The organism is Mesorhizobium shangrilense, assembly GCF_028826155.1.
Taxonomy (GTDB): domain Bacteria; phylum Pseudomonadota; class Alphaproteobacteria; order Rhizobiales; family Rhizobiaceae; genus Arvimicrobium; species Arvimicrobium flavum.
This window is the reverse complement of sequence record NZ_JAQGPN010000001.1, coordinates 3,118,178-3,142,724: the sequence shown is the minus strand read 5'-3', so window position 1 is coordinate 3,142,724 and position 24,547 is coordinate 3,118,178. Positions and strand designations below refer to the sequence as shown.

At 63.3% G+C, this 24,547-nt stretch carries 24 protein-coding genes and 1 tRNA gene; 7 read left to right on the top strand and 18 right to left on the bottom strand.

What is annotated here, in order from left to right; genetic code table 11:
• Positions 1-5: 5 nt before the first annotated feature.
• Complete coding sequence (locus tag PD284_RS15185; protein WP_274629019.1) at positions 6-311, top strand: hypothetical protein; 306 nt, start codon at positions 6-8, stop codon at positions 309-311.
• A gap of 521 nt (positions 312-832) precedes the next feature.
• Here PD284_RS15185 and PD284_RS15180 read toward each other — a convergent pair.
• The 7 genes from PD284_RS15180 to PD284_RS15150 form a co-directional block, all read right to left on the bottom strand.
• Positions 833-1,651 carry an MBL fold metallo-hydrolase gene (locus PD284_RS15180; RefSeq protein ID WP_274629018.1) on the bottom strand — a complete coding sequence of 273 codons (819 nt, stop codon included), beginning with the start codon at positions 1,649-1,651 and terminating at the stop codon, positions 833-835.
• Positions 1,652-1,654: 3 nt separating this feature from the next.
• Positions 1,655-2,449, bottom strand: a complete 795-nt coding sequence (locus PD284_RS15175; RefSeq protein ID WP_274629017.1) for a TatD family hydrolase — start codon at positions 2,447-2,449, stop codon at positions 1,655-1,657.
• A gap of 4 nt (positions 2,450-2,453) precedes the next feature.
• Positions 2,454-4,007 carry a methionine--tRNA ligase gene (gene metG / locus PD284_RS15170; RefSeq protein ID WP_274629016.1) on the bottom strand — a complete coding sequence of 518 codons (1,554 nt, stop codon included), beginning with the start codon at positions 4,005-4,007 and terminating at the stop codon, positions 2,454-2,456.
• A gap of 83 nt (positions 4,008-4,090) precedes the next feature.
• Entirely contained in the window at positions 4,091-5,140 is a 1,050-nt protein-coding gene (locus PD284_RS15165; protein WP_274629015.1) for a DNA polymerase III subunit delta', read from the bottom strand.
• Between the two features lies 1 nt (position 5,141).
• The gene (gene tmk, locus PD284_RS15160) at positions 5,142-5,816 is read right to left on the bottom strand and encodes a dTMP kinase (protein ID WP_274629014.1); all 675 of its coding nucleotides are present in this window, start codon (positions 5,814-5,816) and stop codon (positions 5,142-5,144) included.
• Positions 5,817-5,880: 64 nt separating this feature from the next.
• Positions 5,881-7,047 (bottom strand): D-alanyl-D-alanine carboxypeptidase family protein, encoded by a 1,167-nt coding sequence (locus PD284_RS15155; protein ID WP_274629013.1) that lies wholly within the window; start codon positions 7,045-7,047, stop codon positions 5,881-5,883.
• Between the two features lie 86 nt (positions 7,048-7,133).
• A complete protein-coding gene (locus tag PD284_RS15150) occupies positions 7,134-8,342 on the bottom strand; it encodes a septal ring lytic transglycosylase RlpA family protein (RefSeq protein WP_274629012.1) in 1,209 nt (402 codons plus the stop codon).
• A 434-nt stretch (positions 8,343-8,776) separates the two neighbouring features.
• Between PD284_RS15150 and PD284_RS15145 the strand changes: the two genes are divergently transcribed.
• A tRNA-Ser gene (locus PD284_RS15145) sits at positions 8,777-8,866 on the top strand.
• A 50-nt stretch (positions 8,867-8,916) separates the two neighbouring features.
• Here PD284_RS15145 and PD284_RS15140 read toward each other — a convergent pair.
• Together PD284_RS15140 and PD284_RS15135 are read right to left on the bottom strand one after the other, a co-directional pair.
• Positions 8,917-10,353, bottom strand: coding sequence for a hypothetical protein (locus PD284_RS15140; RefSeq protein WP_274629011.1), 1,437 nt, complete (start codon positions 10,351-10,353; stop codon positions 8,917-8,919).
• The gene (locus PD284_RS15135) at positions 10,311-10,565 is read right to left on the bottom strand and encodes a hypothetical protein (protein ID WP_274629010.1); all 255 of its coding nucleotides are present in this window, start codon (positions 10,563-10,565) and stop codon (positions 10,311-10,313) included. The genes PD284_RS15140 and PD284_RS15135 overlap by 43 nt, the downstream gene beginning before the upstream one ends.
• 337 nt (positions 10,566-10,902) lie before the next feature.
• Between PD284_RS15135 and PD284_RS15130 the strand changes: the two genes are divergently transcribed.
• The gene (locus PD284_RS15130; protein WP_338036686.1) at positions 10,903-11,556 is read left to right on the top strand and encodes a TetR/AcrR family transcriptional regulator; all 654 of its coding nucleotides are present in this window, start codon (positions 10,903-10,905) and stop codon (positions 11,554-11,556) included.
• Between the two features lie 36 nt (positions 11,557-11,592).
• Here PD284_RS15130 and PD284_RS15125 read toward each other — a convergent pair whose 3' ends face one another.
• The 7 genes from PD284_RS15125 to PD284_RS15095 are packed head-to-tail and all read right to left on the bottom strand — an operon-like array spanning position 11,593 to position 18,548.
• Positions 11,593-12,603, bottom strand: coding sequence for a Gfo/Idh/MocA family protein (locus PD284_RS15125; RefSeq protein WP_274629008.1), 1,011 nt, complete (start codon positions 12,601-12,603; stop codon positions 11,593-11,595).
• Positions 12,600-13,499 carry a shikimate dehydrogenase family protein gene (locus PD284_RS15120; RefSeq protein WP_274629007.1) on the bottom strand — a complete coding sequence of 300 codons (900 nt, stop codon included), beginning with the start codon at positions 13,497-13,499 and terminating at the stop codon, positions 12,600-12,602. Before PD284_RS15120 ends, PD284_RS15125 begins: the two co-directional genes overlap by 4 nt.
• The gene (locus PD284_RS15115; protein WP_274629006.1) at positions 13,442-14,215 is read right to left on the bottom strand and encodes an enoyl-CoA hydratase/isomerase family protein; all 774 of its coding nucleotides are present in this window, start codon (positions 14,213-14,215) and stop codon (positions 13,442-13,444) included. Before PD284_RS15115 ends, PD284_RS15120 begins: the two co-directional genes overlap by 58 nt.
• Positions 14,212-15,723 carry an acyl CoA:acetate/3-ketoacid CoA transferase gene (locus tag PD284_RS15110; protein WP_274629005.1) on the bottom strand — a complete coding sequence of 504 codons (1,512 nt, stop codon included), beginning with the start codon at positions 15,721-15,723 and terminating at the stop codon, positions 14,212-14,214. Before PD284_RS15110 ends, PD284_RS15115 begins: the two co-directional genes overlap by 4 nt.
• A 19-nt stretch (positions 15,724-15,742) precedes the next feature.
• A complete protein-coding gene (locus tag PD284_RS15105) occupies positions 15,743-17,017 on the bottom strand; it encodes a TRAP transporter large permease (protein WP_274629004.1) in 1,275 nt (424 codons plus the stop codon).
• Positions 17,017-17,559, bottom strand: a complete 543-nt coding sequence (locus PD284_RS15100; protein ID WP_274629003.1) for a TRAP transporter small permease — start codon at positions 17,557-17,559, stop codon at positions 17,017-17,019. Before PD284_RS15100 ends, PD284_RS15105 begins: the two co-directional genes overlap by 1 nt.
• A 14-nt stretch (positions 17,560-17,573) precedes the next feature.
• The gene (locus tag PD284_RS15095; RefSeq protein ID WP_274629002.1) at positions 17,574-18,548 is read right to left on the bottom strand and encodes a TRAP transporter substrate-binding protein; all 975 of its coding nucleotides are present in this window, start codon (positions 18,546-18,548) and stop codon (positions 17,574-17,576) included.
• A gap of 156 nt (positions 18,549-18,704) precedes the next feature.
• Between PD284_RS15095 and PD284_RS15090 the strand changes: the two genes are divergently transcribed.
• From PD284_RS15090 to PD284_RS15075, 4 genes are all read left to right on the top strand, one after another.
• A complete protein-coding gene (locus PD284_RS15090) occupies positions 18,705-19,862 on the top strand; it encodes an acyl-CoA dehydrogenase family protein (protein ID WP_274629001.1) in 1,158 nt (385 codons plus the stop codon).
• Positions 19,863-19,870: 8 nt separating this feature from the next.
• Complete coding sequence (locus tag PD284_RS15085) at positions 19,871-20,374, top strand: MaoC family dehydratase (RefSeq protein ID WP_274629000.1); 504 nt, start codon at positions 19,871-19,873, stop codon at positions 20,372-20,374.
• A 57-nt stretch (positions 20,375-20,431) separates the two neighbouring features.
• A complete protein-coding gene (locus PD284_RS15080; RefSeq protein WP_274628999.1) occupies positions 20,432-21,490 on the top strand; it encodes a LacI family DNA-binding transcriptional regulator in 1,059 nt (352 codons plus the stop codon).
• Between the two features lie 129 nt (positions 21,491-21,619).
• Entirely contained in the window at positions 21,620-22,438 is an 819-nt protein-coding gene (locus PD284_RS15075; RefSeq protein WP_274628998.1) for an aldo/keto reductase, read from the top strand.
• Between the two features lie 108 nt (positions 22,439-22,546).
• Here PD284_RS15075 and PD284_RS15070 read toward each other — a convergent pair whose 3' ends face one another.
• Positions 22,547-23,395, bottom strand: a complete 849-nt coding sequence (locus PD284_RS15070; protein WP_274628997.1) for a sugar phosphate isomerase/epimerase family protein — start codon at positions 23,393-23,395, stop codon at positions 22,547-22,549.
• Positions 23,392-24,543, bottom strand: a complete 1,152-nt coding sequence (locus tag PD284_RS15065) for a dihydrodipicolinate synthase family protein (RefSeq protein ID WP_274628996.1) — start codon at positions 24,541-24,543, stop codon at positions 23,392-23,394. The genes PD284_RS15070 and PD284_RS15065 overlap by 4 nt, the downstream gene beginning before the upstream one ends.
• Between the last annotated feature and the right edge of the window lie 4 nt (positions 24,544-24,547).

Sequence of the window (24,547 nt, the reverse complement as noted above, 5' to 3'; positions counted from 1 at the left end):
CATGCTTGAGCGATTTCTACCACTCCCTCGATAATGCAAATCCTATCAACGAGGCGATCTATCACGATGTTGGGTCCCGCGGGAACGCGGCTATCAATGGCAATCATGCGGCCCCCTTCGCTGAAATTCTCAGAATGTACGAGGAAAGCGGCGTTCCGAAAGCAGATCTCGAACGGATATTAGAACTCGCGATCGCGAACTCCAGTGCGATCAGCTACCTGCATCTGGGCAAACCAGAGACAATCCTCATTGATTTGCCGGATCGGATCGAGCCGCAGCTTCAGCACATGGTAGACGGCGGCGAAGAGTAAGGACGCCATCTCGCGCTCTATTCGCACCTTGGAGGATGCATCGTCAAGACCCTGTTTCGTGGCGGAATGGCGGTAGCTCCCACGCCTTACGGACGTACGCTTAGCCAATTCAAGCCCCTATCCGCCGTCGGGTTGAACGTCTGGTATTCGCTTTTCAGTCACCGGAAGCCGTCAGTCCGCTGCCGGCCCCAAAGTCGCCCGTCAGCGTGGCGCCTGATGGCGGCCATTGCACAGTCGGAACCTTCTACACTGCAAGGCCGACCCGGAAAGTACCGCTAGGTCGCAACAGGACACCGTTTGACCGTATGCTACATGCGTACTGTCTGTTGCGAGGCGGCAGATCAGCGTAAGCAACAAACCTCGATATAGCTCTGATGCAACAGCGATACGACGACCCTTGCGCTACATTCCCCAGAATGCTGGGGCAATTGATAACTCACTCACCCAGCTACAGAACCGAAACCGCACTCTTTGGAACTGAGAGCCACGCCTAAGCCGAAGCTTGACTGCGCTGGCGTCGCCTATGCCTGCGACGCGTATGGCAGTTCGATCACCAGCCCGTCATGGGCCGGTGTGACGTGCTGCGGGGTTTCCGCATCAACCGTCGCGTAGTCCAACGGGACATGCATGTGCGTGAGATACGCGCGCTTGGGTCCCAGCCGTTCCACCCAGTCGAGCGCTTCGGCCATCGAAAAATGGCTGGGATGCGGCTTGTACTGCAGGGCGTCGATGATGAGTACGTCGAGGTCGCCAAGGCGGGCCAGCGTCGCATCCGGAAAGGCGCTGACGTCCGGGCAATAGGCCAGACCGCTGATGCGAAAGCCCAGCGAGTGGATCTCGCCATGGCGCTGCAGCAGCGGCTCAAGGGCGAGGGGACCGCCCTGCCCTTCGACCACCACGGCCCTGCCGGGGTCGATCTCGTGCGCCGTCAATATCGGCGGATACGAACTGCCTTCGGGCTTGCGGAAGCAATAGGCAAAGCCTTCCATCAGCCTTGAGAGAGTCTGGGCGTCTGCGTGGATGTCCATGCGCCGCCGCTGCTCGAGCACAAAGGTGCGCAGATCGTCGATACCGTGAATATGGTCTGCGTGCGGGTGGGTGTAGACCACGGCGTCGATGTGGGCGACACCGGCCATCAGCATCTGTGCGCGAAAATCCGGTCCGGTGTCGATGACCACGCGCGTCACCCCACGCGCCGAGACGCGCTCCACCATGGCCGCGCAGCGGGTGCGGCGGTTGCGTGGATTGGCAGGATCGCATGCGCCCCAATCGCCATTGACGCGCGGCGTCCCCGGAGACGACCCGCAGCCAAGGATAGTGAAGCGCAGGGTATCCGTCACGTCCTATGCCGCTGCTTCAGCCTGTTTAGGCATCTTGCTGAAAAGGCGGAAGAAATTTTCCGTCGTGATCCGCGCTATCTCGTCCGTCGAAACGCCGATCGTTTCCGCGAGCACGCCAGCTGTCTGCGCGACATAGGCGGGTTCGTTGCGCTTGCCGCGATGCGGAGGCGGGGCGAGGTAGGGCGCGTCCGTTTCGACCAGCAGACGGCTCTGGGGCAAATCCCTGGCGATGGCGCGGATATCCTCGGAGTTCTTGAAGGTAAGGATGCCCGAAAACGACACGTAGCCTCCCAGCGCCACGCCGGCCTCGGCGAGGCGTCGGCCGGACGAGAAGCAGTGCAGGACGAACGGGAAGGCCCCCTTTCCGCTCTCTTGTTCCAGAATCCGGATCATCTCGTCATCGGCGTTGCGTGCGTGGATGACGAGCGGCAGGCCGGTCTCGCGCGCCGCTGCGATGTGCGTACGGAATCCCTGTGCCTGGGCGTCGCGGGGCGACTTGTCATAGTGAAAGTCCAGTCCGGCCTCGCCGATCGCAATGACCTTCGGGTGCTGCGAGAGCCGCACGAATTCGCCTACGGTCACGTCGAGCTCCTCGGCCGCATTGTGCGGATGCGTGCCGACCGAGCAGAAAACCTCGTCATGCGCTTCAGCAATCGCGAGTATCTGCTGGAAGCGGCGCACCCGCGTCGAGATGGTGACCATGCGGGCCACGCCCGCGGCAACCGCGCGGGCAATCACGTCAGCGCGCTCCTCGGCAAAGTCCGGAAAATCCAGATGGCAGTGACTGTCGACCAGCATCGGCTCAGGCTTCCGCCTCCGCCTTCTCCACGTAGCGAGGGAAGACAGGCTCTGGCGCAGGCAGGGCATCCCCGGACACGAGCGCATCCGCCTCGCCGAGGTTGGCGAAGGTGCGCCTGTCCGCAGGGACCGCGAGCAGGTCGAGCAGCTTGGCTGCGGACGCCGGGATGAACGGCTGGGTGAGGATCGCCACCCGGCGCACGGTTTCCGCCGTCGTCCACAGCACCGTCTCCATCCGGGCGGGATCGGTCTTCTTCAGCGCCCAGGGCTCCTGCCCCGCAAAATAGCGGTTTGCCTCGGCCACCACGGCGAAGATCGCGCCCAGCGCAACATGGATCTGCTGGTCGGCCATCGACTTGCGTGCCGCGTCAAGCGCATTGGCGGCCTGTTCAAGGATCGCTCGGTCCTGTGCGGCAAGCTCACCCTTGGCCGGCACCTTGCCGCCGACATTCTTGGCGATCATCGACAACGAACGCTGCGCCAGGTTGCCGAGGTCGTTGGTGAGGTCGGCATTCGTGCGGTTGACGATCGCCTCGTGGCTATAGCTGCCGTCCTGGCCGAAGGGCACTTCGCGCATGAAGAAGTAGCGGACCTGGTCGAGCCCGTAGTGGTCGATCAGCGCGAAGGGGTCGACGACGTTGCCGACCGACTTCGACATCTTCTCCCCGCGGTTGAACAGGAAGCCGTGGGCATAGACGCGACGCGGCAGTTCGATGCCCGCGGACATTAGGAACGCCGGCCAGTAGACCGCATGGAAGCGCACGATATCCTTGCCGATGACGTGGATGTTCGCCGGCCAAAAACTCCATTTGTCTGCAGTTTCATCAGGATAACCGGCAGCCGTGATGTAGTTGGTGAGCGCGTCCACCCACACGTACATGACATGCTTTTCGTCGCCGGGGACCGGCACGCCCCACTTGAAGGTCGAGCGCGAGATCGAAAGGTCCCGCAGGCCCGACTTCACGAAGCTGATGATCTCGTTGCGGCGCTCCGCCGGCCCGATGAAATCGGGATTGGCCTCGTAGTGGGCAAGCAGGCGATCCTGATAGGCGGAGAGCCTGAAGAAGTAGGTCTGCTCCTCGTTCCACTCGACCGGGGAGCCGAGCGGCTCGCGGCGCACCCCATCCTCGCCGACGGTAGTTTCCTTCTCATCGAAATAGGCCTCCTGGCGGACGGAATACCAGCCTGCATAGCTATCGAGATAGATGTCGCCATTGGCCGCCATCTTTTCCCAGATCGCCTGGCTCGCCTTGTAGTGCCTGGGCTCGGTGGTGCGGATGAATTCGTCGTTCGAGGTGCCGAGCGCCTTGGCGAGTTCGCGAAAAATCGCCGAGTTGCGGTCGGCCAGATCGCGCGCGGTGATACCCTCGGCCTCGGCGTTCTGTTGCATCTTGAGGCCGTGTTCATCCGTGCCCGTCAGGAAGAACACATCCTTGTCGTCGAGGCGCTGAAAGCGGGCCAGGACGTCCGTCGCGATGACGGTGTAGGCGTGGCCGATATGAGGCTTGCCGTTCGGATAGAAGATCGGCGTCGTGAGATAGAACTTGTCGCGGGACATGGGAAAGCCGTTCGGAATGCTGTGAATTGGTGCGGGGCATAGCGCATCGGAACGGCGGTTACCATCCCGAGCCGCGAACGGCTTCACATTCGAAACGTGTCGTTCAGGCGAAAAATCATGTTCAGTGCGTGTTGCTTGCGGTCGAGATTGTAGGTGTCCGCCTCGTCCATCGCAATGCGCAAATCGCGCCACGCGTCGGAAAGGCGGCTGGCGCGCATCAAATCCCCGTCCCGGGCCGCCGCGCTCGCTGCATCGCCCAGCAGTTCCAGCACATGCTCGTTGAACAAGCCGAACTGGATGGCCTGATCCTTGCCGGCCACGGCGTCCGCCAGCTTGTGTGCCTCTGCGGGCGTCATCTTCGGCGCCCTCGCTATCTTGTCCAGCGCCTCAGCAATCTCCAGGCCGCCATACTGCGTGAGCAGGATCGCCTGACGGGCGCTGCCGCCGGCATGCGCGGCAAGCGTCGCGCGAGATTGTGCATCGGCAACGACCTGCATTCCCGCATTCTCGAGCACCCGGGCCAGATCCTCCGCGTCAAGCGGGTGCAGGCGCACGACCTGGCATCGCGAGCGGATGGTTGGCAAAAGGCTGCCGGGCGAATGGGCGATCAGTATGAACAGGGTTCTTGCCGGCGGCTCTTCAAGATTTTTCAGCAAGGCATTGGCGGCATTCGTGTTCATGTCGTCGGCCGGATCGACGATGACGATGCGGTAGCCCCCGTCATGAGACGTCATGGACAGGAAGCGGTTGATCTTGCGGATCTCGTCCACCGTCAGAACGGACTTGAAGGCCTTGGTCTTCTCGTTGAAGGGACGCGTGAGGTGGAGCACGCCGGGATGCGCGCCGCTGGCGACCTGACGGAACAGCGGCGAGGCCGGATCGGGCTTGGCGACGGCGTCAGGCGCGGCTTCCGACGACGGGAAGCGCAGCAGGTACTGGGCAAGATGGAACGCAAGTGTCGACTTGCCGATGCCGCGCGGTCCCACGAAAAGCAGCGCATGCGGCAGCTTGCCCGCCCTGTAGGCGGCGATCAGCCCTCGCAATGCCGGCTCGTGGCCGAACAGCACCGTGCTCTCCGCCGGATCCGGCGTCTCGTCGAGGCTATCGTGCTGCTCGGGGGCCAAACGTTCCATGTCAGACCCCTGCGACGTCGTTCAACGACTTTATCGAGCGCTCTGTCAGGGCCGCAAAGACCGCATCGGTGACGTCGTCCTCGACCAAGGCGGCATCCCTCCCCGCATCGATCACCACACAGCGCTCGGGCTCTGCCGCCGCAATGGCCAGGAAGGCGTGGCGCCGCTCCTGGTGGATGGCCAGCCCCTCCTTCTCGAAACGATCGGGCGTGTGGTCGCCGCGTCGAACGAAAGCGCGTCCCAGCCCGACTTCGGGATCCAGGTCGAAAACCAGGGTGAGATCGGGCATGGAGCCGTTCACCGTGGCGTGCTCCAGTTCGGCCATGAAAGTGCGATCCACGCCGCCGGTCACGCCCTGATAGACGCGGGACGAATCGAGGAAGCGGTCGCAAAGCACGATGGCGCCGCGTTCGACGGCCGGACGAATGACCTGCTCGATGTGATCGAGCCGTGCGGCGGCGAACAGCACGGCCTCCATGCGAGCACCCAACGGCTCGACGGCGCCCGACAGGAGTACCGCCCTCACCGCTTCCGCGCCGGGCGACCCGCCCGGCTCACGCGTGACGACGACGTTGTACCCCTTCTCGCGCAGCTTGCTTGCCAGCCGCGCGATCTGGGTCGTCTTGCCGGCGCCCTCGCCGCCTTCGAACGTTATGAAGAAACCCGGTTCAGCCATTCAGATCCTGCCGGTCACTCTCTATCCAGCCGGAGCCGAAACGTCCACGTCGACGTTTCCTGCGTCACAGGTTGCGCAGCCAGCCGACGGCGAGTTCGGCGATGGCGTCGAAGGCCCGCTGGTGGAGGGATCCGAGGCCCATCGCTTCCGCCGCGAAGACCGGCGTCTCCATGGTCACCTGCCCGCCTGCTGTGACCCGGAGGACGCCGATCGGGGTCCCCTCCTCCACCGGCGCCACGATCGGTCCTTGGTAGACGATGCGCGCCGCCAGGTCGCCTTGGCCCTCATTCGGCGTCAGGATGCTCACCGCACCGCTTGCTCTCACCGAGATCGTGGAGCGGGCGCCGCCATAGACGGGCACCTGCCCGACCGGCTGGCCCGTTGCAAACATCTCGCGTTTCGTGAAGCCCTTGCGCACCCAGTCGAACACGCGGCGCGCCTCCTCCGCCCTATCGGGTTCTGTTTTCAGGCCGCCAAGTGCGGCGAAGACGCGCTTGCCGTCTTCGTTCATGGAGCCGACGATCGAATAGCCGGAATTCTCGGTGTAGCCGGTCAGCACGCCGTCTGCGCCGATCCCCATCCGCAAGAGCGGGTTTCGGTTTCGCTGCGTGATCTTGTTCCAGGTGAATTCCGGCAATGCGTAGTAGGCGAAGAGGTCCGGATATTGCTCGGAGAGGTGCCTAGCGAGCGTCACGAGTTCGCGCATCGTCACCTGCTGGCCTTCTGCGGGCAGCCCGGTCGAGTTCACGAAGGCCGACTTTTTCAGACCGATGGCGCGGGCCTGCGCATTCATCATCTTCACGAATTCGGCTTCGCTTCCGGCAATGCCTTCGGCCAGGATGATGCAGCCGTCATTGGCGCCCTGAACCATGACCCCCTTGATCAGGTCCTCGACACGGATCGACGATTTCAGGGCTGCGAACATGGTCGACGTTCCGGACGGCGCCCCGCCGGTGCGCCAGGCATTTTCACTGACGGTGAACATGGCGTCGAGCGACAGCTTGCCCGTTTTGATCGCGTCGAAAACGACCGCCATGGTCATCATCTTCGCCATCGAGGCTGGCGGCACTGGGCGGTCGGCCTGCTGGTCCAGCAGCATGCTGCCAGTGCCGACGTCAATCACGAAAGCTTCCGTAGCCTTCGTCTCGAAGGGCTGCGCGCGGAGTTGAGATCCGCAGGCAAGCAGGATGGAAAGTGCGGCGACAACGATCCCCGCGCGGCGTGGGAGCATGGAAAGATACCCGTCGAGTCGCCTGATTCAGCGTCCACCCAGGCTAGCAAGTCGCCCGGTCGCGCGACAAGGGCCTGGAACGCGGCTCAGTTGCGAACAGCAAAGGCGTCGGGTGCGCCATTCTCCCACGCGGACTCGAGAGCGTCGTCGACCGAGGCTCCGGGAGCCGGGTAGAGGTTGACCGTGTGCCAGGTTTCGCCTTCGAATGCGCTCGTCTCGACCTCGATCCGGCCGAACTGCGACAGGCTTGAGGCGACCATTTCGGCCTCGCGCGAACTGCTGTAGGAGCCGGCCGCCACGTAGGGCGCTGGAACAAGAGCTGCGCCCTCCCCTTGCACGCCTGCGTCGCTGGCGCGTCCGTCGAGAGCCGCAAAAGCAGCAACCGCGTTCGAAACCGGCTCGCCGGCATAGGACATCGTGGCCGACGCCATGAGCACTTGCGTCGGGAAGATTTCGAGAGCCGGCCGTTCGGGCGCAATCGGACCGAGGTCCGGAAGCGGCATATCCACTGCCGTAGGAGCCGAACCTCCATCCGGGATGCCCGTATCGGTGAGTTCGCCCGGGAAGGCCGCGAGAGCACCGCCTGCGGCGGCGGAACTGGGCGTCGGCCCGTTCATGGCGATCATGACGCCTTCGGGCAGGCCATCGGACGGATCAGGCGCACGGTTGCCCGGCTGGTAGGACGCCATCAGGAACTGATCGTCCTGCCCGTCGAGGGGAGCGCGGCCGACATACTCGACCTTCACCTGGGCGGTGCCGGAATGGGTGTAGTCCAGCATTTCCGCTGCACGCCGCGAGAGGTCGATGATGCGGCCGTGCGAATACGGCCCGCGATCATTGACGCGAACGATCACGGAGCTGCCGCTTTCGGTATTGGTGACGCGCGCGTAGCTCGGCAGCGGCATCGTCGGATGCGCAGCCGTCAGATGCGTCATGTCGTAGACCTCGCCGTTGGCGGTCAGGCGGCCATGGAAAGCGTCGCCGTACCAGGAGGCCGTGCCGACCTTCTCATAACTCTTGTAGGGCTTGGGGTAGTACCACTTGCCCCGTACCTTGTAGGGCTTGCCGATCTGGTCGCGACCGCCGCCCCGCGGGAGCCTGCTGCGCAGGTTCGAGACGCGCGGGCTCGCCTTCACGCCATACACGGATTCGGGAAAATACTCCTTGGAGCGCGGCTTCTCCGCGACCACAGCGTTCGGCTCGGACGTGCTGCACGCCGCCAGGAGTGTTGCAGCCATTGCAAGGATTGTGACCGATGTGGTGCGGGACAAACGCCCACGGGTCAGAGCCTGCATACCGGATTGCCCCTCAGTGTTCCTGTCGGCCCGCCTGTCGACTGGACCTCTGGCGCGGGAGCATCCCCCACCCTCGCCAACAGTCCGTATATGCATCAATTACTTAGCGGGCTGTTAAGGGATTATGTCGCGAACGCGGCCAGAATGTGGCGCAGCAGCCCGGGAGTGTGACCCCTCCCCAGCCATGGATTGGGGTTCTGCCACGAACCGCCCCTCGTCCAGGCGGCTCGACCATGTGCAATCGCCGGCAACCTGCGGGAACATTGATTACGCGTGAACAAGGCGGACAATGCGGGCGGACGCGGCTGAAGAGGTTGACGTCGTGAGCCGGAAGGCGGTAAAGCCGCAATCCTGATGGCGTTCGGTAGCGGCATGGTGGCGGACGGCAAATTGCCGGAAGCCGGAGATCCGGAAAGCTAGCGAAATCAAGCCTCGGAGGGATGGCCGAGCGGTTTAAGGCACTGGTCTTGAAAACCGGCGTGGGCGCGAGTTCACCGTGGGTTCGAATCCCACTCCCTCCGCCAGAATACTTGTGTACGCCCCGGAGACATAGCCTAGGGTTAGCTCCCACGGGTCAAAAACATGCCGGCCGACGAGCGTCGACATAATCTGCCCAGAAGGCATTGCGATCAAATCCGGGATGCATGACGAGCAGGTCGGATGGGTCAAAGACTTTCGACAAATCTTGCTGGGGCAGATCGTGACGACAGACGGTCACCTTCGCGGATTCCCAGACATTCGTAACCCGCTCCATTGCATCCAGGACGCGCTGGTTGGCAATAAACACTATCACCGCGTGCAGGGCGGCGAATGCCGAAATTCCTATAGCGATACGCATCTTCCAGCGTTCGGCAGTCGGCCGGGCGATCAGCCATGTTCCGAGCGCCGCCAGAAATACTGTGAACGCCAGATAGGCAAGCTGACTGTCAAGAAAGGCACACACCCGGTGATCCAGGCACCACGACTGGTGCGTCGCCGTCAAAGAGATCGGGAAGACCACGTAAAAGGCGGCTCCGAGAGCCAAGACAGCCACGACGAACGGGCGCCGCAACCCCGAGAAGCTGTGACGCGCAAGGTATACCGTCATACCGAGTGATGCGCCGTAGATGGTAGCGCCGAGCCAACTGAACCAGGAGAGAGGCCTTGGTCTCAAAGGGCTGTACGGCAATGATATAAATGTGTCCAAGTATGGCAGGAGATGCAGGCTGATGACGTGCCACGCCGCCGTTCTTATGCCCCTCGGCAACTCAGAAAACGATGCAATCTGGTTCCCGGGGTACCTAGACGGGAACGCAAGACGCCAACCGACATATACTGCAAACACCAGCGCCGCCATTGCCACGCCGGGTAGTATGTGCGTCGACAACAAGCCCCGCCACAAGGAAACGAGTTCTAGGCGGCCGCCTACCTGCTTCAGCCATTCAGCTCCCAGCATCGCGGTCCCGAGCAGAAACGCGTATTCCGTAGCAACCATCCCGAAACCAAAAAAGACAAGAGATAAGGCGGTCCCGGCAGATGAGTGGCCCTCCCCTCTCACAACATACAACCGGGAGGCAATGACAAAAAAGAAAGGAAGGGTGTTCTGGAGAGGATAGGATATCGGCGGCAGATGCACGAAATCGGTTATGTTGAATGCAGCGAACACAAGGAACATCGGCGCAGCAATCCGGTGCGCAATCACGCGTTCAAGCCATAACGATAATAAGAGAAAATTAAGAATATACAGCACGGCGGAGAAGATTCGGAACGAAACAAAGTCTGACGCCAGCGCAGACAGGATATTGATCGGAATTATTACAAACGCCCCGATCCGCCCTTGGCCTTCTGCGATGCCCCGAGTTGCTTCAACCGAAGCGTCCCATCCTTGAAGACCTGCTTGGAAAAAGGCTACATCATCTGCAGTGATCCTGTAGCCCCGAATTAACTGGGATACCTGCACCGCTGCAAACGCGATGCCGACGCACCAGATCACGCGTGAACGATTCTCGGCGCTTTGGAAAATCCCACCCATAATCCCACACCCCTGCCCTTTTTTTGCATCTGGAAGTATAGATGTCGATTTTTGCATACCCAAACATCGCGTCGGTTGCGCGACGATGGTTTTTGCATCAGCGCATCATGCCAGATCATGGCAAAATCCAAACGGCAAAGTGTTTCGCCTCCATTGAACATTGTCACATCCGGCCCTTCTTGGAGGTCTATCGATTCGGCGTAGTTCTCCATTTGTCGGTTTCTGCATGCCAAAGCCATGTTTCCATCGCCCTTTTTGGCTATTCGCGCCACTCGCCGTGACCAACAAGGCTCCCGCCGAAATGGAGCATTGTGCTGTGGCGGCTTGCCAGGCGGAAGCAGGCGAGCTGCTGTCGGGGCCTCGAAGTAACCAATCGTTGCATAACATCCTTCAACGCCACTGGCTCCGCCAATCCGGCTTGTATATGAGGTTGGAGGTGCCTGCGGGATCGGCGCGGACCTTTCGCGGAAGCGTTTCCCCGCAGCAGACACCGCGGGCCCCGAGAGGCAGCCACTGCGGAGAAGCGGATTGGACGAGAGCGCCGGATCAATGCCCCAGGCCGAAGCTGGATCGGCGAAAGCCAAGTCGCGGGTCCGCGACGCCGAGGCGACGAAGCAGCGTATCCTTGCCGCCGCCAAGCGCGAATTTGCGCGCAACGGTCTGGCGGGCGCCCGGGTTGATTTGATCGCCGAAAAGGCCAAGGCCAACAAGCGGATGATCTACCACTACTTCGAGAGCAAGGAGAACCTGTTCCTCGTCGTCGTCGAGAATGCCTATATCGACATCCGCACCGCCGAGCAGCAGTTGCGACTGGACGACCTGCCCCCCGCCGAAGCGCTGGAGCGCCTGGTCCGCTTCACCTGGAATTACTACCTGAAGAACCCTGAGTTCATCACCCTGGTGAACAGCGAGAACCTGCACCGCGCCAAGCATCTGAAGAGGTCCGAACTGGTGCAGGACGCCAGTCGCCGGATGGTCGCGATGGTCGCCGGAATTCTAGAGCGCGGGGTCGCCGCAGGCGTATTCCGCGCTGGCGTCGATCCGGTGCAGTTGAACATCTCGATCGCGGCCATCGGCTATTTCTACCTGACCAACCGCTACACGGGCGCGATCCTGTATGAACGCGACATGATGACACCCGAAGCGCTGGACGAACGCCTCGGGTTCAATATCGACACGATCCTGCGGATGGTCGCCGCCTGATCTGGCGCAGGAGGTCGCCAGGCAGCCCCGGAAGGTTCAGCCGGCCGAGGGCCGCGGCATCTGGTCGATCACCTCACGCGTGGCGACGAGCTCAGACAGGCCCACCGAAAGAGCCGCCTTGCCCTCGAGTGCATCGACGAAATTCTCGATCAGGTCCCGGTGCGGCCCATGGTGGAAGGCCATCGGGTCGGCTGTATTGCCGCTCGCGCCTTCGGTGCCCAGAACCTCCACCCTGCCGTCGTGATGGCTGATGCGCCCGAGCGCCGCATCTATGTGCACCGTCGCGCGCTCAAAGATCAGGGTGATCGTCTCGCTCATGCCAGGGTAGCAGGCGGTGGTGGCAAAGATGGTGCCGGGCGCGGCATCGGGGCCGAATTCGGCCAAGGCCGCGACCATGTCCTCTGCCTCCATCCGGTGCAGCGCGGAGGTGACCGCCCGCGACGCCACGATGCGGATCCCGCCCGCCAGCGCCCGCAGCACATCCAGCGTATGGATCGCCTGGGTCAGCAGAACGCCGCCCCCGTCGCGCGCATAGGTGCCGCGGCCGGGAGTGTCGTAGTAACTTTGCGCCCGCCACCAGGGGAAAAGGCAATTGCCGCCGCAGAGGCGACCGAATTCGCCCGCTGAAATGCGGCGCTCGAGCGTACGGATGGCCGGGCGAAAGCGGTGCTGCAGGACCGGCGCGACCAGAAGCCCCGCTGCCTGCGCCTGGGCGAGCAGCGCACGGCTGTCGTCGGTGGTGAGGCCCGCGGGCTTCTCGATCAGCAGATGCTTGCCCGCCGCAAGAATCTGCGCACCAAGGGCCAGGTGGCTTTGCGGCGGGGTCAGCAGGATCACACCGTCCAACTCTGGATCGGCGAGAGCGGCGGCCAGATCTGACGCCGCCTCGATGCCGAATTCCGCCGCGTATTCTGCGTTGAAGGTTGCTGCGCGTTCGGGGCTGCGGGTCACCGCATGGCCCAAACTGACGCGGCCCTTCAGGTCCTTCAGGCTTTGCATATGCGGCGCAAGCGCAAGGCCAAGCCCCACGATGGCAAGTTTCGTCATACGCGGGCCTCCGGACGGGTCAGGAACTCGCAGACCGCCTCGATCTGGCCCTCCAGCATAGCCGGACCCTGCTGGATGCCAAGCCCGCGGGCCTGTGCCGCCTGCAGAAGCGGCGAGAAGGACGGTTTCAGGATGACATCGACCACGAAGGCGCCTTCCGCGATCTCGGCCGGATCGAAGGGGTAGACATCCTCCGGCTGCATCCCGATGGGGGTTGCGTTGATCACCAGATCGGCATTTTCCGGTGCGGGGGCCGAGATCGCGACATCCATCGCCGGATGGGCGCGCAGAATGCTCTCGACAAGCTCATTGGCGCGGGCCGCATCCAGATCGGCGATCCGCAGGCTTGCAGGCCCCTCATCCGCCAAGGCATGAGCCACGGCGCGCCCTGCGCCTCCGGCGCCAAGCTGGAACACCCGGCGACGGACAATGCTCTGGCCGTTGCTCTTCAGCGCCCGGACGCAGCCCTCGCCGTCGAAATTCTCTCCAACAAGGCGGCCGTCCTCCATGCGGCGGATCGCATTGACCGCGCCGATCTTGCGGGCAGCTGGGCCGATCTCGTCCAGCAGATCCATGATGGCGATCTTGTGGGGGACGGTGACCACCAACCCATCCAGGTTGCGGATCAGCCTTAACCCAGCAACCGACGCCGCCAGATCTCCCGAGGTCACGTGGGCAGGCACCAGCACCGCCTCGAGCCCGCGCCGCCGGAACGCTTGGTTGAAAAGCCCGGGCGAGCCGACCTGATGGATCGGATCACCCAGGATGGCGAAAAGTCGAGTCCGGCCGCTCAGCGGCAGCGGCAGACCAGGCAGATCGGGTAGATCTTGGTTATCGATCACGCTTTTGCTCCTGCGGATTTGCGGGCCAGGAACTCGCCGATGCCATCGCGGCATTCCTGGCTATCCAGCACCAGCGAAGCCAAAAGCCGCTCCACCTTGAGCGACTGGCGGATCGGATGATCGGCCGCCTCACGCAGCACCTCGCGCGCGAAGCGCACGGCGACCTGCGACCTGGCGGCGATAGCCTCGGCCACAGCCACGGCCTGATCCAGCACCTGATCGGCCGGGCACGACCGGGCGACGATGCCCATGGCCAGCGCCTCGGCGCCCGAGAGATTGCGGCCGGTCAGGATCAGGTCGGTCGCGACCGAACGGCCTGCCAGTTGCAGCAGGCGCTGCGTGCCGCCCTGCCCTGCAATCACCCCGATGCCGGTCTCGGGCAGGCCGAGTTTCGCATCCGAGGCGCAGACGATCATGTCGCAAGTCAGCGCCAACTCAAAGCCGCCGCCAAGCGCCACGCCGCGAACCGCCGCGATCAGTGGTTTGCGGGCCTGGGCGATGCGGTCGAACTCGGCCAACCAGTCGTCCAGCACCGCCTGCGTGGCGCTCAACTCGTGCACCTCGGTCAGATCGGCGCCGACCGAGAAGTAGCTCTCGGTTCCGGCCAGAACCATGACGCGCACTTCAGGGTCGCGTTCGGCGGCAAGCACGGCGTCATGCAGCGCCCGGGTCAATGCGGCTGAGAGCGGATTGCCGCGCTTCGGCCGGCCGGTCATGGTCAGGATGCGGACCGGGCCGCGATCCTCGATGGAGAGTGAGGTCTCGGTCATGGGCGGAAATGCTCCGGATTCATGGGACGCGGATCCTGAAGGATCGGTGCGAAATCCATCTGGTCGAGGATGTCGCGCTGCAGATCGACGCCCGGCGCGATCTCGGTCAACGTGACGCCTTCCGGCCGCAGTTCGAAGACGGCGCGCTCGGTGACGTAAATTACCGTTTGGCCACGCTTCTGGGCCTGCGCGCCGCTGAAGGTGATCGCATCGACCTGGTCGCGCAGCTTACGGATCTGGCCGTGACGACGGATGTCGAGACGCCCCTCTTCCACCTCGATCTGGCTGCCCTTGGCGTCGAAGGTGCCGCAGAACACCACCTTGCGGGCATTCTGGGTGATGTCGATGAAACCGCCCGGCCCGATGAACTGGCCGCCGATATGGCTGACGTTGACATTCCCGGCGCGGTCGAATTCGGCCATTCCGAGGAAGGCCACATCCAGCCCGCCGCCATGGTAGAAGTCGAACTGGTCGGTTGCTCCCAGAATGGCCATCGGATTGACCGCCATGCCGAAGAGATTGCCGATCATCATGGTGCCGCCATGGATGCCCTGCTCGATCGTCGTCCAATAGGCGCCGTTCTGGCCCCGCTCGGCGATGATCGCGGCGATACCGGCAGAGGCGCCGAAGCCGAAATTGACGGCGGCGCCCTCAACGAGCTCTTCCGCCGCGCGCAGCGCGAGGATGCGCTTCAGTCCGGTCGGGGGCAGATCAGGCGGCGTATCCGACGCGGTGAGCAGCCTGCCCGCCAGCGATAGATCGTAGCCGCCACGATACGTCTGGCTCTGTTCGGGGACCACATGAACGCCGTCTACCATGATGCCCGGCACGCGCACCTCGCGCGCATGAAGCGCGCCGGGCTGCAGGCTCGCGCGCACCTGTGCAAAGACCTTGCCGCCGTTGTTGTGCGCCGCCAGGGCTGCGGCATACGCGTCCAGATCGGCCGGCTCTTCCGAGAAGGTCAGGTTGCCACGCAGATCGGCATAGGTGCCCTTGAGGATCGCGAAATCCACCTTCAGCGGCAGATAGTGGAGATAGGTCTCGCCCTCGATCGTGATGTGGCGGACCAGGGGTTCGGTCGCCGCCGTGTTGATGCGGCCGCCGCCATTGTCAGGATCGACAAAAGTACCGAGCCCGGTTTTTGTGATCAGTCCCGGCCGCCCGGCCCCGCTTTCGCGCAGCAAGAGCGAGATCACGCCGCCTGGCAGCGAATAGGCTTCAATCCGGTTCTCGCGCGCCAGATCCTGCATGCCCTTGGACCATGTCCAGTGGCCGCCGATTACCCGGCGCACCATGCCCGGATGGGCGAAACGGTTCGCCCCGCGCCGATCCCGGTCGCCGAAGCCGAGAGCATGGATCAACGTCAGATCGCGCGGCGCGCCGGTGGCCAGGAAGCGCTCTTCGATCGCGGCAAAGATCTCGTCCGGCTCGACCAGCCCCCCACCCGAGGCGGCGACCGCAATCACCGCCCCATCGGGGATACCAGCGGCCATCTCGGCCGCTGTCATCAGCTTACTCGTCATAGTCTCAGTCACCGAACATCAGGGAAGGCAAGAAGGTGATGATGGTGGGCACGAAGACCATCACGGCGATCGAAAGCAGCAGCATGGCGAAGAACGGCAGCGAGGCCCAGAACACCCGCTCGAGCGGCAGTTTCGAGACCATCGACACGCCATAGAGCGCGACCCCCACCGGCGGCGTGATCAGGCCGATCACGCACATGATGCAGAAGAGCACGCCGAAATGCAGCGGATCGATGCCGGCAACGGCGATCAGCGGGGTGATGGCGGGAACCACCATCAGGATGATTGGGGTCGCATCCATGAACATGCCAAGCACCAGCACGACCGCCAGAATCATGATCATGATCAGCGTCGGATCGGTGGTGATCCCCGTGACCGAGCCGGTCAGCAGGTTCGGCAACTGCTCCCGCGAGAAGATCCAGCCGTCCAGTCCGGAGATGCTGACGATCAGGAGAAGTGCGCCCACGGCAGTGCCAGCGCCCACCATCTCGCGGTAGAGATCGCGGAAGCTGAGCGTACGGTAGGAGAAGCCCAGGATCATCACATAGGCCACAGCCAGGACACCGGCCTCGGTCGGCGTGCAGATGCCGAGGAAGATGCTTCCGATGATGAAGATCGGCGTCAAGAGCACGAAGAAGGCGGAACGTCCCGACTTGATCAGCGTCTTGAACGAGAAGCGATCGCCCTTGGGATAGCCTCGGCGGTGGCTCAGGAAGCCGACCATGGCCATCAGCATCAGCACGATCATCAGGCCGGGGATGATCCCGCCCATGAACAGCCGGCCGATCGAGACATTCGCCGTGGCGCCATAGATGATCATGATGATCGAAGGGGGGATGATCGGCGCAAGCGTCGAAGAAGAAAGCGTCACGGCGGCGGCGAAGCTGGGGTCGTAGCCGCGTTCGCGCATGGCCTTGACGGTCACGGTGCCTACACCGACGGCATCGGCCGCAGCCGAACCCGACATGGCCGAGAAAATCATGCTGGCAAGCACGGTGACATAGCCCAGGCCGCCCCGGATGTGGCCGACGAAGGCTTGGGCCAGACCAAAGATCCGCTCGGTCGCGCCGCAGAAGTTCATCAGGCGACCGGCGAGCAGGAACATCGGGACCGCGGCGAGGATCGCGTCATTCACCGTGCCGGTGATCCGCTGCGAAGCGATCCCCATCGGGATGCCCTTGAAGTGGAGATAGGCCAGCGCGGGTGCGCCAAGGGCGACGAAAATCGGCGCCCGCAGCGCGATCAGGGCGAACAGCCCCACGAAGACAATGAATAGCATCAGCCATTTCCTCCGGTCAGATCATGGGCGTGGCCATGCTCGTCGACGAAGCTTCCAGCCTCAGGGATGCCGATGGCGCGACGGTTCAGTATGAAGCCGACCGAATGGAACAGCATCAGGCCCATACCGACTGGCAAAGCCGCGGTCTGCCAGACAACAGGAATCCCCAGCGAAGGCAGGATCTGGCGGACGCCGAAGAAGCTGGTCGAGGCGCTGACCCAGAGAAGCATCATGATGAAGACGAGGGTGATCACGTCGATCAGCAAGCTGACCACGCGCGCCACCGGCGGCGAAAAGGCCTTGAACAGGGCATCCACCATGAAATGCTCGCAGGTCCGAAGCGCCCGGGCCGCACCCAGGAAGACCAGCCAGATCATGCACATGCGCGAAAGTTCTTCGCTGATGTCCAGCGGGCTCTCCAGCACGAAGCGGAAGAAGACCTGCGACAGCATCACGACCACCAGCCCGGCAAGGGCCAGAAAGATCCCCAGCTCCTCGAGAGGGTGAACCACCCTCTCGATCGTTTTGTATAGCGATTTCATGGAAGTTGCCGCGGTTAGCGCGTGTTGCGAATGCGATCGACGAGATCCGCGCCAAAGACGCCTTCATACTTCTCGATCACAGGACGGGCTGCCTCGATCAGCGAAGCGCGGTCCGGCTCGGTCACGGTGACCTTGTTTTCCTTCATGAAGGCGATGTCTGCGGCGAAATTCTCGTCGAAGAGCTTGCGCTGGCGTTTCGTGACATCCTCGAAGATCTCGAGAAATTCGGCGCGCTGCTCATCGCTCATCGACTCGAAGATTGCCGGCTGCATGACGACGACCTTGTAGAGGAAGAAGTGTCCGGTCAGCGAGAAATGGGGCGCCTGCTCATAGAAGCGCATGTTGCGGTAACCCGAGGTGTCGTTCTCCGCCGCGTCGATCGTGCCGGTCGCGAGCGCCGTGTAGACCTCGCCATAAGGCATAGGCGTCGCCTTGGCGCCAAGACCGTTGAACGTGTCGATATAGACGGGGCTGCCGATCACGCGGATCTTCAGGTTATCCAGATCCGCCGCCGCCTTGATGTCGACGTTGCGGGTGAAGGCGTGGCGCATTCCACCCGACCACCAGCCCAGGACCTTGAGACCGGATTCGGCCTCGATCTTGGCTTTGATCTCGGTCCCGATCGGGCCATCGGCAACCTGCCAGGGCTGGACCGCCGACTCATTGAACAGGAACGGGATGTCGAACACGCCTGCCGAAGGCGCAAAGGCCGACAGGTTCGAGGTGCTGACCGTCGTCATCGAGATCGCACCCAGCAGGGTCTGCTCGATCGCGTCCTTTTCGTCACCGACCTGCCCCTGCGGGAAGACCAGCATCGAAAGGCCCGTCTTCGAGTCCTTCAGCCGCTCGGCAAGCTCGGCGAAGGCCACGTTCGAGGGCTCGCCCGCCGGGTTCACATGGGCTGCGGTGAGCTCGAACGCGGCAGTGGGCATGGCTGCGAATCCGCAGAAGGCTGCGGCCAGCAGCTGGGCCCGGATAAAGTGCTTCATGGTGTCCTCCCTTGGATTGACCGGTCCAGCTGCGTTCCCTAAGAATCGCACTAACCGGTTACTAGACCGATCCACTAGATCGATATAGTAAGGAGCTGTGCTGGTGTCTACCCAAAATTTCACCCGCCGGCCCACTGCAGAAAGGGGAGGTGCTGCATGATTTTCGAACCGGGTTGGTATGACCGGATCAACGGAGCGGAATACCAGCAACTGGCGCGCAGCACGCGTCAGTTCGTCGATGCGGAATTGCGCGACCGGGCCCAGTACCTCGATGAACGGGAGGAGTTCCCTGAGGACCTGTACCAGATGATGGCGCGCCTCGGCTTGTTCGGCATCACCATTCCCACTGACATGGGCGGTGTGGGCGCCGATGTGCGCGCGTATTCGGTGGTCATGGAAGAGTTGTCTCGCGGCTACGCCTCGGTGGCAGATCAATGCGGGCTGCTCGAGATGGTCGGATCACTGCTTGCCACGCATGGCACGCGCGCGCAGCAGGAAGCCTATCTGCGCCCCATGCTGCGCTTCGAGCGCAAGTGCGCCTATGCGATCACCGAACCCGAAGCCGGCTCCGATGTGGGCGCCATTACTACCACTGCGCATCGTACGGCGAAGGGCTGGCGGCTCGAGGGCGGCAAGATCTGGATCCACAACGCCCCTGTGGCGGACTTCGCCATTGTGCTCGCCTTGACCGACAAGGAAGCGGGCAAGCGCGGCATGTCGATCTTCATCGTCGATGCAGACCGCCCGGGCTACGGCATCGGTCCAAAGGAATTCAAGATGGGCCAGCGCGCCTCGCAGGTAGGGGCGCTGACCTTCGACGCAATCGACCTGCCCCCAGAGGCGCTCCTGGGTGAGGAGGGTCGCGGCTTCCAGATGATGATGAGCGTGCTGGACAAGGGACGCGTCGGCATCGCCAGTCTGTCGGTCGGCATTCTCCAGGCCGCCATCGAGGCATCGATCGAATATGCCAAGATGCGCCACCAGTTCGGCAAGCCGATCAGCGACTTCCAGGCGATACAGTGGATGATCGCCGACATGGCGCAATCTCTGCAGGCCAGCCGGCTTCTGGTGCTGGATGCGGCCGCCCGGCTGGACGCCGGCGAGGACGCCACCGTCTATTGCTCGATTGCGAAATGCTACGCGGCCGATGCGGCCGTGCGCCATGTCTCGGACGCAGTACAGATCCACGGCGGCATCGGGTTCATCCGCGGCATCGAGGTCGAGCGGCTCTATCGCGACGCCAAGATCACCCAGATCTATGAAGGCACTAACCAGATCCAGCGACAGATCATCGCCCGCCATCTGCTGAAATGAGGACCGAGATGACCAGCGCAACTTCCACCGCGGACGGGCACCCCACGGGCCGCGCCCTGCCCCCCGGCTATTACGGCGCGACCGAGGTAGCCATTGGCGATCACTACCGCACCGGCCGAATCACCGTGACGGAATCCCATATCACCGCCTTCTGCGGGTTGTCGGGCGACTTCTTCGATATCCATGTCGATGACACTTTCGCCCGCAGTCACGGCTTTTCCGGCCGTGTCGCGCACGGGCTTCTGGGCCTCTCGATGGTCGACGGGCTAAAGAATCGAGCGAAGGTCAGCTTCGCGGCCGTGGCGTCCATGGGCTGGAACTGGCGATTCCGGGGGCCCATCATGATCGGCGACACGATCGAAGCGGTGATCACCGTCAGGGCCTGCACACCCCATCCCCGACGCGAGGGCCAGAGCCGGCTGACCTTGGGCTTCAGTGTCCTTAACCAGAAGGGCGAATGTGTTCAGGAAGGTGAAACCGAGCTGCTATGCCTGAACGCGAAACCCATGTAATCGTTGAAAAACTTGACCGCTTCAGCCCTTTAGCCAGATGCCTTGCAGGACAATAAGTTGACCGGAGACAGTCAGACGACACGGGGAACCGGCCGCATTACCCTCCAGCACATCGCGGAGGCCGCCGGAGTGTCACGGGCAACGGTTTCGCTGGTGATGCGGGACAATCCCGCCATTCCCAAGCGCACCAAGGTGCTGGTGCTCGAGAAGGCCGATCAGCTTGGCTACATCTACAACCGCAGCGCCGCCAGCCTGCGCACCCACAGCACCCGAACGGTCGGGCTTGTGGTCCATGACATCACCAATCCCTATTTCGCCGAGATCGTCGCCGGCATCCAGCAGTCGCTCAGCCAGATCAGTTTCGTGGCCTTTCTGGGCGATTCCGGCGATTGCCCGGATCGACAGATGGCCTTCCTGAACCTGATGCAGGAATACAATGTCGACGGCATTCTGATGTCTCCGGCTGCCGGCACCAACCGCGAGCATCTGCGCCAGAAGCTGAAGCTCTGGCGGCTGCCCTGCGTCTTCTATTCCCGCCACCTGGACGCGCCCGAGTTCGACTATGTAGGCTGCGACAACGTCTCGGACATGCGCCGCCTGACCGGCGGGTTGCTCGGGGCCGGACATCGCCGCATCGCCTTCGTCGGCGTGAACGAGACGATCTCTTCGGGCCGCGAACGGCTTGAAGGCTATGTCGCGGCGCTGGATCTGGCCGGCATTGCCCTCGCCCCGGAACTGCTCGTCTCCTGTCCCTCGACCAGACCTGACGGCTATCAGGCGGTGCAGCGCCTGCTGCAACTGCCCGATCCGCCGACCGCGATCGCCTGTTTCAACGATGTGCTGGCCTTCGGCGTCATGCTCGCGATCCAGAATGCCGGACTGCGCGTCGGCGAGGATGTCGCGGTCACGGGATTCGACGACGTGGTCGAAGCTTCGCTCTGGCGGCCGGCGCTGACCTCGAACCACGTCGCCACCGACGAGATCGGCCGTGAAGCGGTGCAACTTCTGGTCGAGAGGATGCGTAACTACGACGCCCCGCCGGTGCGTCATCTGATCAACGGCACCCTGCAGGCGCGGGGCAGCGCGCGGATCGCGACGGGCAGCCCCGTACCCTGAACTCGCTCAGATCGGTGCGTGCAGCAGAATTATTCAAATCTATGTTTTTCCGATGAAATGTCCGTTTGGGGCAATGGTCTTCGAGCGGTTTCGCCTTTCCCACTGCCCTGACGCATGGCCGGAGATCCAATGAACATCCTGTTTCAGCCCAGCTTCCAGCGCATCTTTGGCACCTATCCGTTGAAGGATGATGCCCTTGAGGCCGCGATATCGCATGCAGTCGGAGCGGGTTACCGCGCCTTCGATACGGCACAGGATTACGGCAACGAGGCCGCGACCGGACGCGCCCTGGCCCGCAGCGGGCTTGCGCGGGACGCGCTTTGCGTGATCACCAAAGTCAGTGTCGGGAACTTCTCGCGGGACAGGTTCATGCCCTCGGTCCGAGCCTCGCTTGAGGCGCTGCAAATGGATCAGGTGGATGTGCTGCTCCTGCACTGGCCGACACCGGGCGGCGCCATTGCCGAGGCGCTGGACCTGCTGCAGGAGGCGCATCATTTGGGTCATGCACGCCATATCGGCATCTCGAACTTCACCGCCGCCCAGATGCGCGAGGCCAGGGCGCGACTCTCGGTGCCACTGGTCGCCAATCAGGTCGAATTCCATCCGCTGCTTGACCAGTCGAAGCTGCAGGCTGCCGCCGCCGAGACCGGCATTCCGCTGACCGCCTACTGCGCCGTGGCGCGCGGCGAGGTGTTCCGCTACCCGATTTTTGCCGAGATCGGCGCCGGCTACGGCCGCAGCGCCGCGCAGGTGGTGCTGCGCTGGATCCTGCAGAAGGGCGTGGCGGTCACCTGCATGTCGAGCAAGCCCGAGAACATCCGGGCGAACTTCGAGGTCATGGATTTCACGCTCTCCTTCGTCGACATGGACCGCATCGATGCGATGACAACCACTGGCTATCGGGTGGTCTCGCGCGAGCGGGTCCCTCATGCACCCTTATTTGACTGAATGAGAAGGGTCCGGTCCGCTTGGCGAACCGGGCCTGAAATCACGCAAGCGCCCCACGAACCAATCGATGAGAAAAGGGGGTATCCGCTTGTTTTAGCTCTGCAGATGTTAGCAGAAACGACGGAAGCGGTCGACCATGGTGTCGAGAACCTCGCGCGGATCACGCTTCCACCAATCCTCAGCCGAGAAGATCTCCACCTCACAGAAGCCGGCATAGCCCGCAGCCTCGACCGCGGCGCGGATCGCCCGCAGGTCGGCCACCCCGTCACCCATCATGCCGCGGTCCAGCAGCATGTGGCTGGTCTCGGCCAGCCAGTCGCAAAGGTGGTAGCCAAGGATCAGACCCTTTGCGGCCGCCAGGCTTTCGGTAAGCCGGCTGTCCCACCAGACGTGGTAGACATCGACGGCGATGCCCAGGGCCGGATGGTTCACGCGGCGACAGATCTCGTACGCATCCGCCACTGTGAATAGGCAGGTCCGGTTGCCCCCGAACATCGGATTCAAGGGCTCGAGCGCCAGCTTCACCCCTTGGCGGGCTGCATGGTCGCAGGCCACAGCCACCCGTTCGGCCAGCAAATCCCAGCTGGGACCAAGCCCCTTGGTGCCCGGCTCGGTTCCGCCGGTGACGATGGTTAGCACCGGCGCGCCAAGGGCGGCTGCCATGTCGATCGAGGCCCTGACCTCGTCCTCCAGCGGCTGCGGCGTGCCCGGCCCGACCATCAGTGGCGTGCGGCACAGCCCCGCCACGGCAAGACCGGCCGCTCGAGTCCGTTCGCCGATCTGTTGCGCGCGATCGCCCAGTTCCCGCCGCCAGTAGACGATACCGCCAAAACCCCGTTCGGCGCAGGCATCGATCAGTTGCTCGGACGACCACCCGGCCCCTGCCCCGTCCAGGTTATGGCCCAGGCTCGCAGTATTCAGCGCAAGGGCCGAGTGGTCCTGCCCAAAATCCCTCATTGGGCGCCATAAACCGCAAGAAGCGACTTCATCCGCGCGATTGCCAGATCCGGATCGCGGAGCAACCCGCTTTGATCCGCCAGGCGGAAGGTCTCGGTGAAATAGGGCAAGGGGCGCAGCGCCTGGTGGCCGGCGAGCATGACGAAGTGATCCTGGAAGCCGTTCAGCCAGGCCAGGAAGACCACGCCGGTCTTGTAGTACTGGGTGGGCGCGCGGAAGATGTGGCGCGCCAGCGGCACGGTCGGGTCCAGCGTGGCGCGGAAGCCTGCCTTGTCGCCCTGCCCCAGCAGATTGACCGCATGGGCCGCGGCCGGCGCCAGAGGATCAAAGATCCCCAGGAGCGCGTGCGAGAAGCCCTGCTCGTCGCCTTCGATCAGCTCCGGATAGTTGAAATCGTCGCCGGTATACATACGCACGCCTGCCGGCAGCCGGCGGCGCATCCTGATCTCCTTCTCCTTGTCCAGAAGCGAGATCTTGATTCCGTCCACCTTGGCCTCATTGCGGTGGATCACCTCAAGCGCGGTCTCGAGCGCGGCGTCGAAATCGGCAGCGCCCCAATAGCCGGCCAGCGCCGGGTCGAACATCTCGCCCAGCCAGTGCAGGATGACCGGCTGGTCGCAAGCCGACAGCACGCGATCATAGACATCGATGTAGTCAGCCGGCCCCTTGGCCACACGCGCCAGCGCGCGGCTGGCCATCAAGATCAGCCGTCCACCGAGCTTCTGGATCGCCTCGACCTGCTCCAGATAGGCGCGGACCACATCGTCAAGGTTGCGTGCATCGGCCGGGTTCAGATGGTCGGTGCCGCAGCCGTTTCCGACCAGCGCATCAGGAAGCTCCTCGCGGGTGCGGCGGATCAGCTCCAGCGCCCCGGGCCAGTCGAGGCCCGTGCCGCGCTGCGCAGTGTCCATCGCCTCGGCGATGCCCAGGCCAAGATCCGCCAGATGGCGGCGGAAGGCCATCGTCGCCTCCCAATCCACCCCGGCCGGACCCGTGGGATCGTTGGCAGTGAATGGATCGGCGACCACATGGGCCGCCGAATAAACGATGCGGGCGGGATCTGCGGAAATGCGGCCGGCGGGGATCGGCTGTCCTTTGAGGGCATAGTCCGCCATCCGTCCGGTCTGATCCGGGAGACGTATTATCATTGTC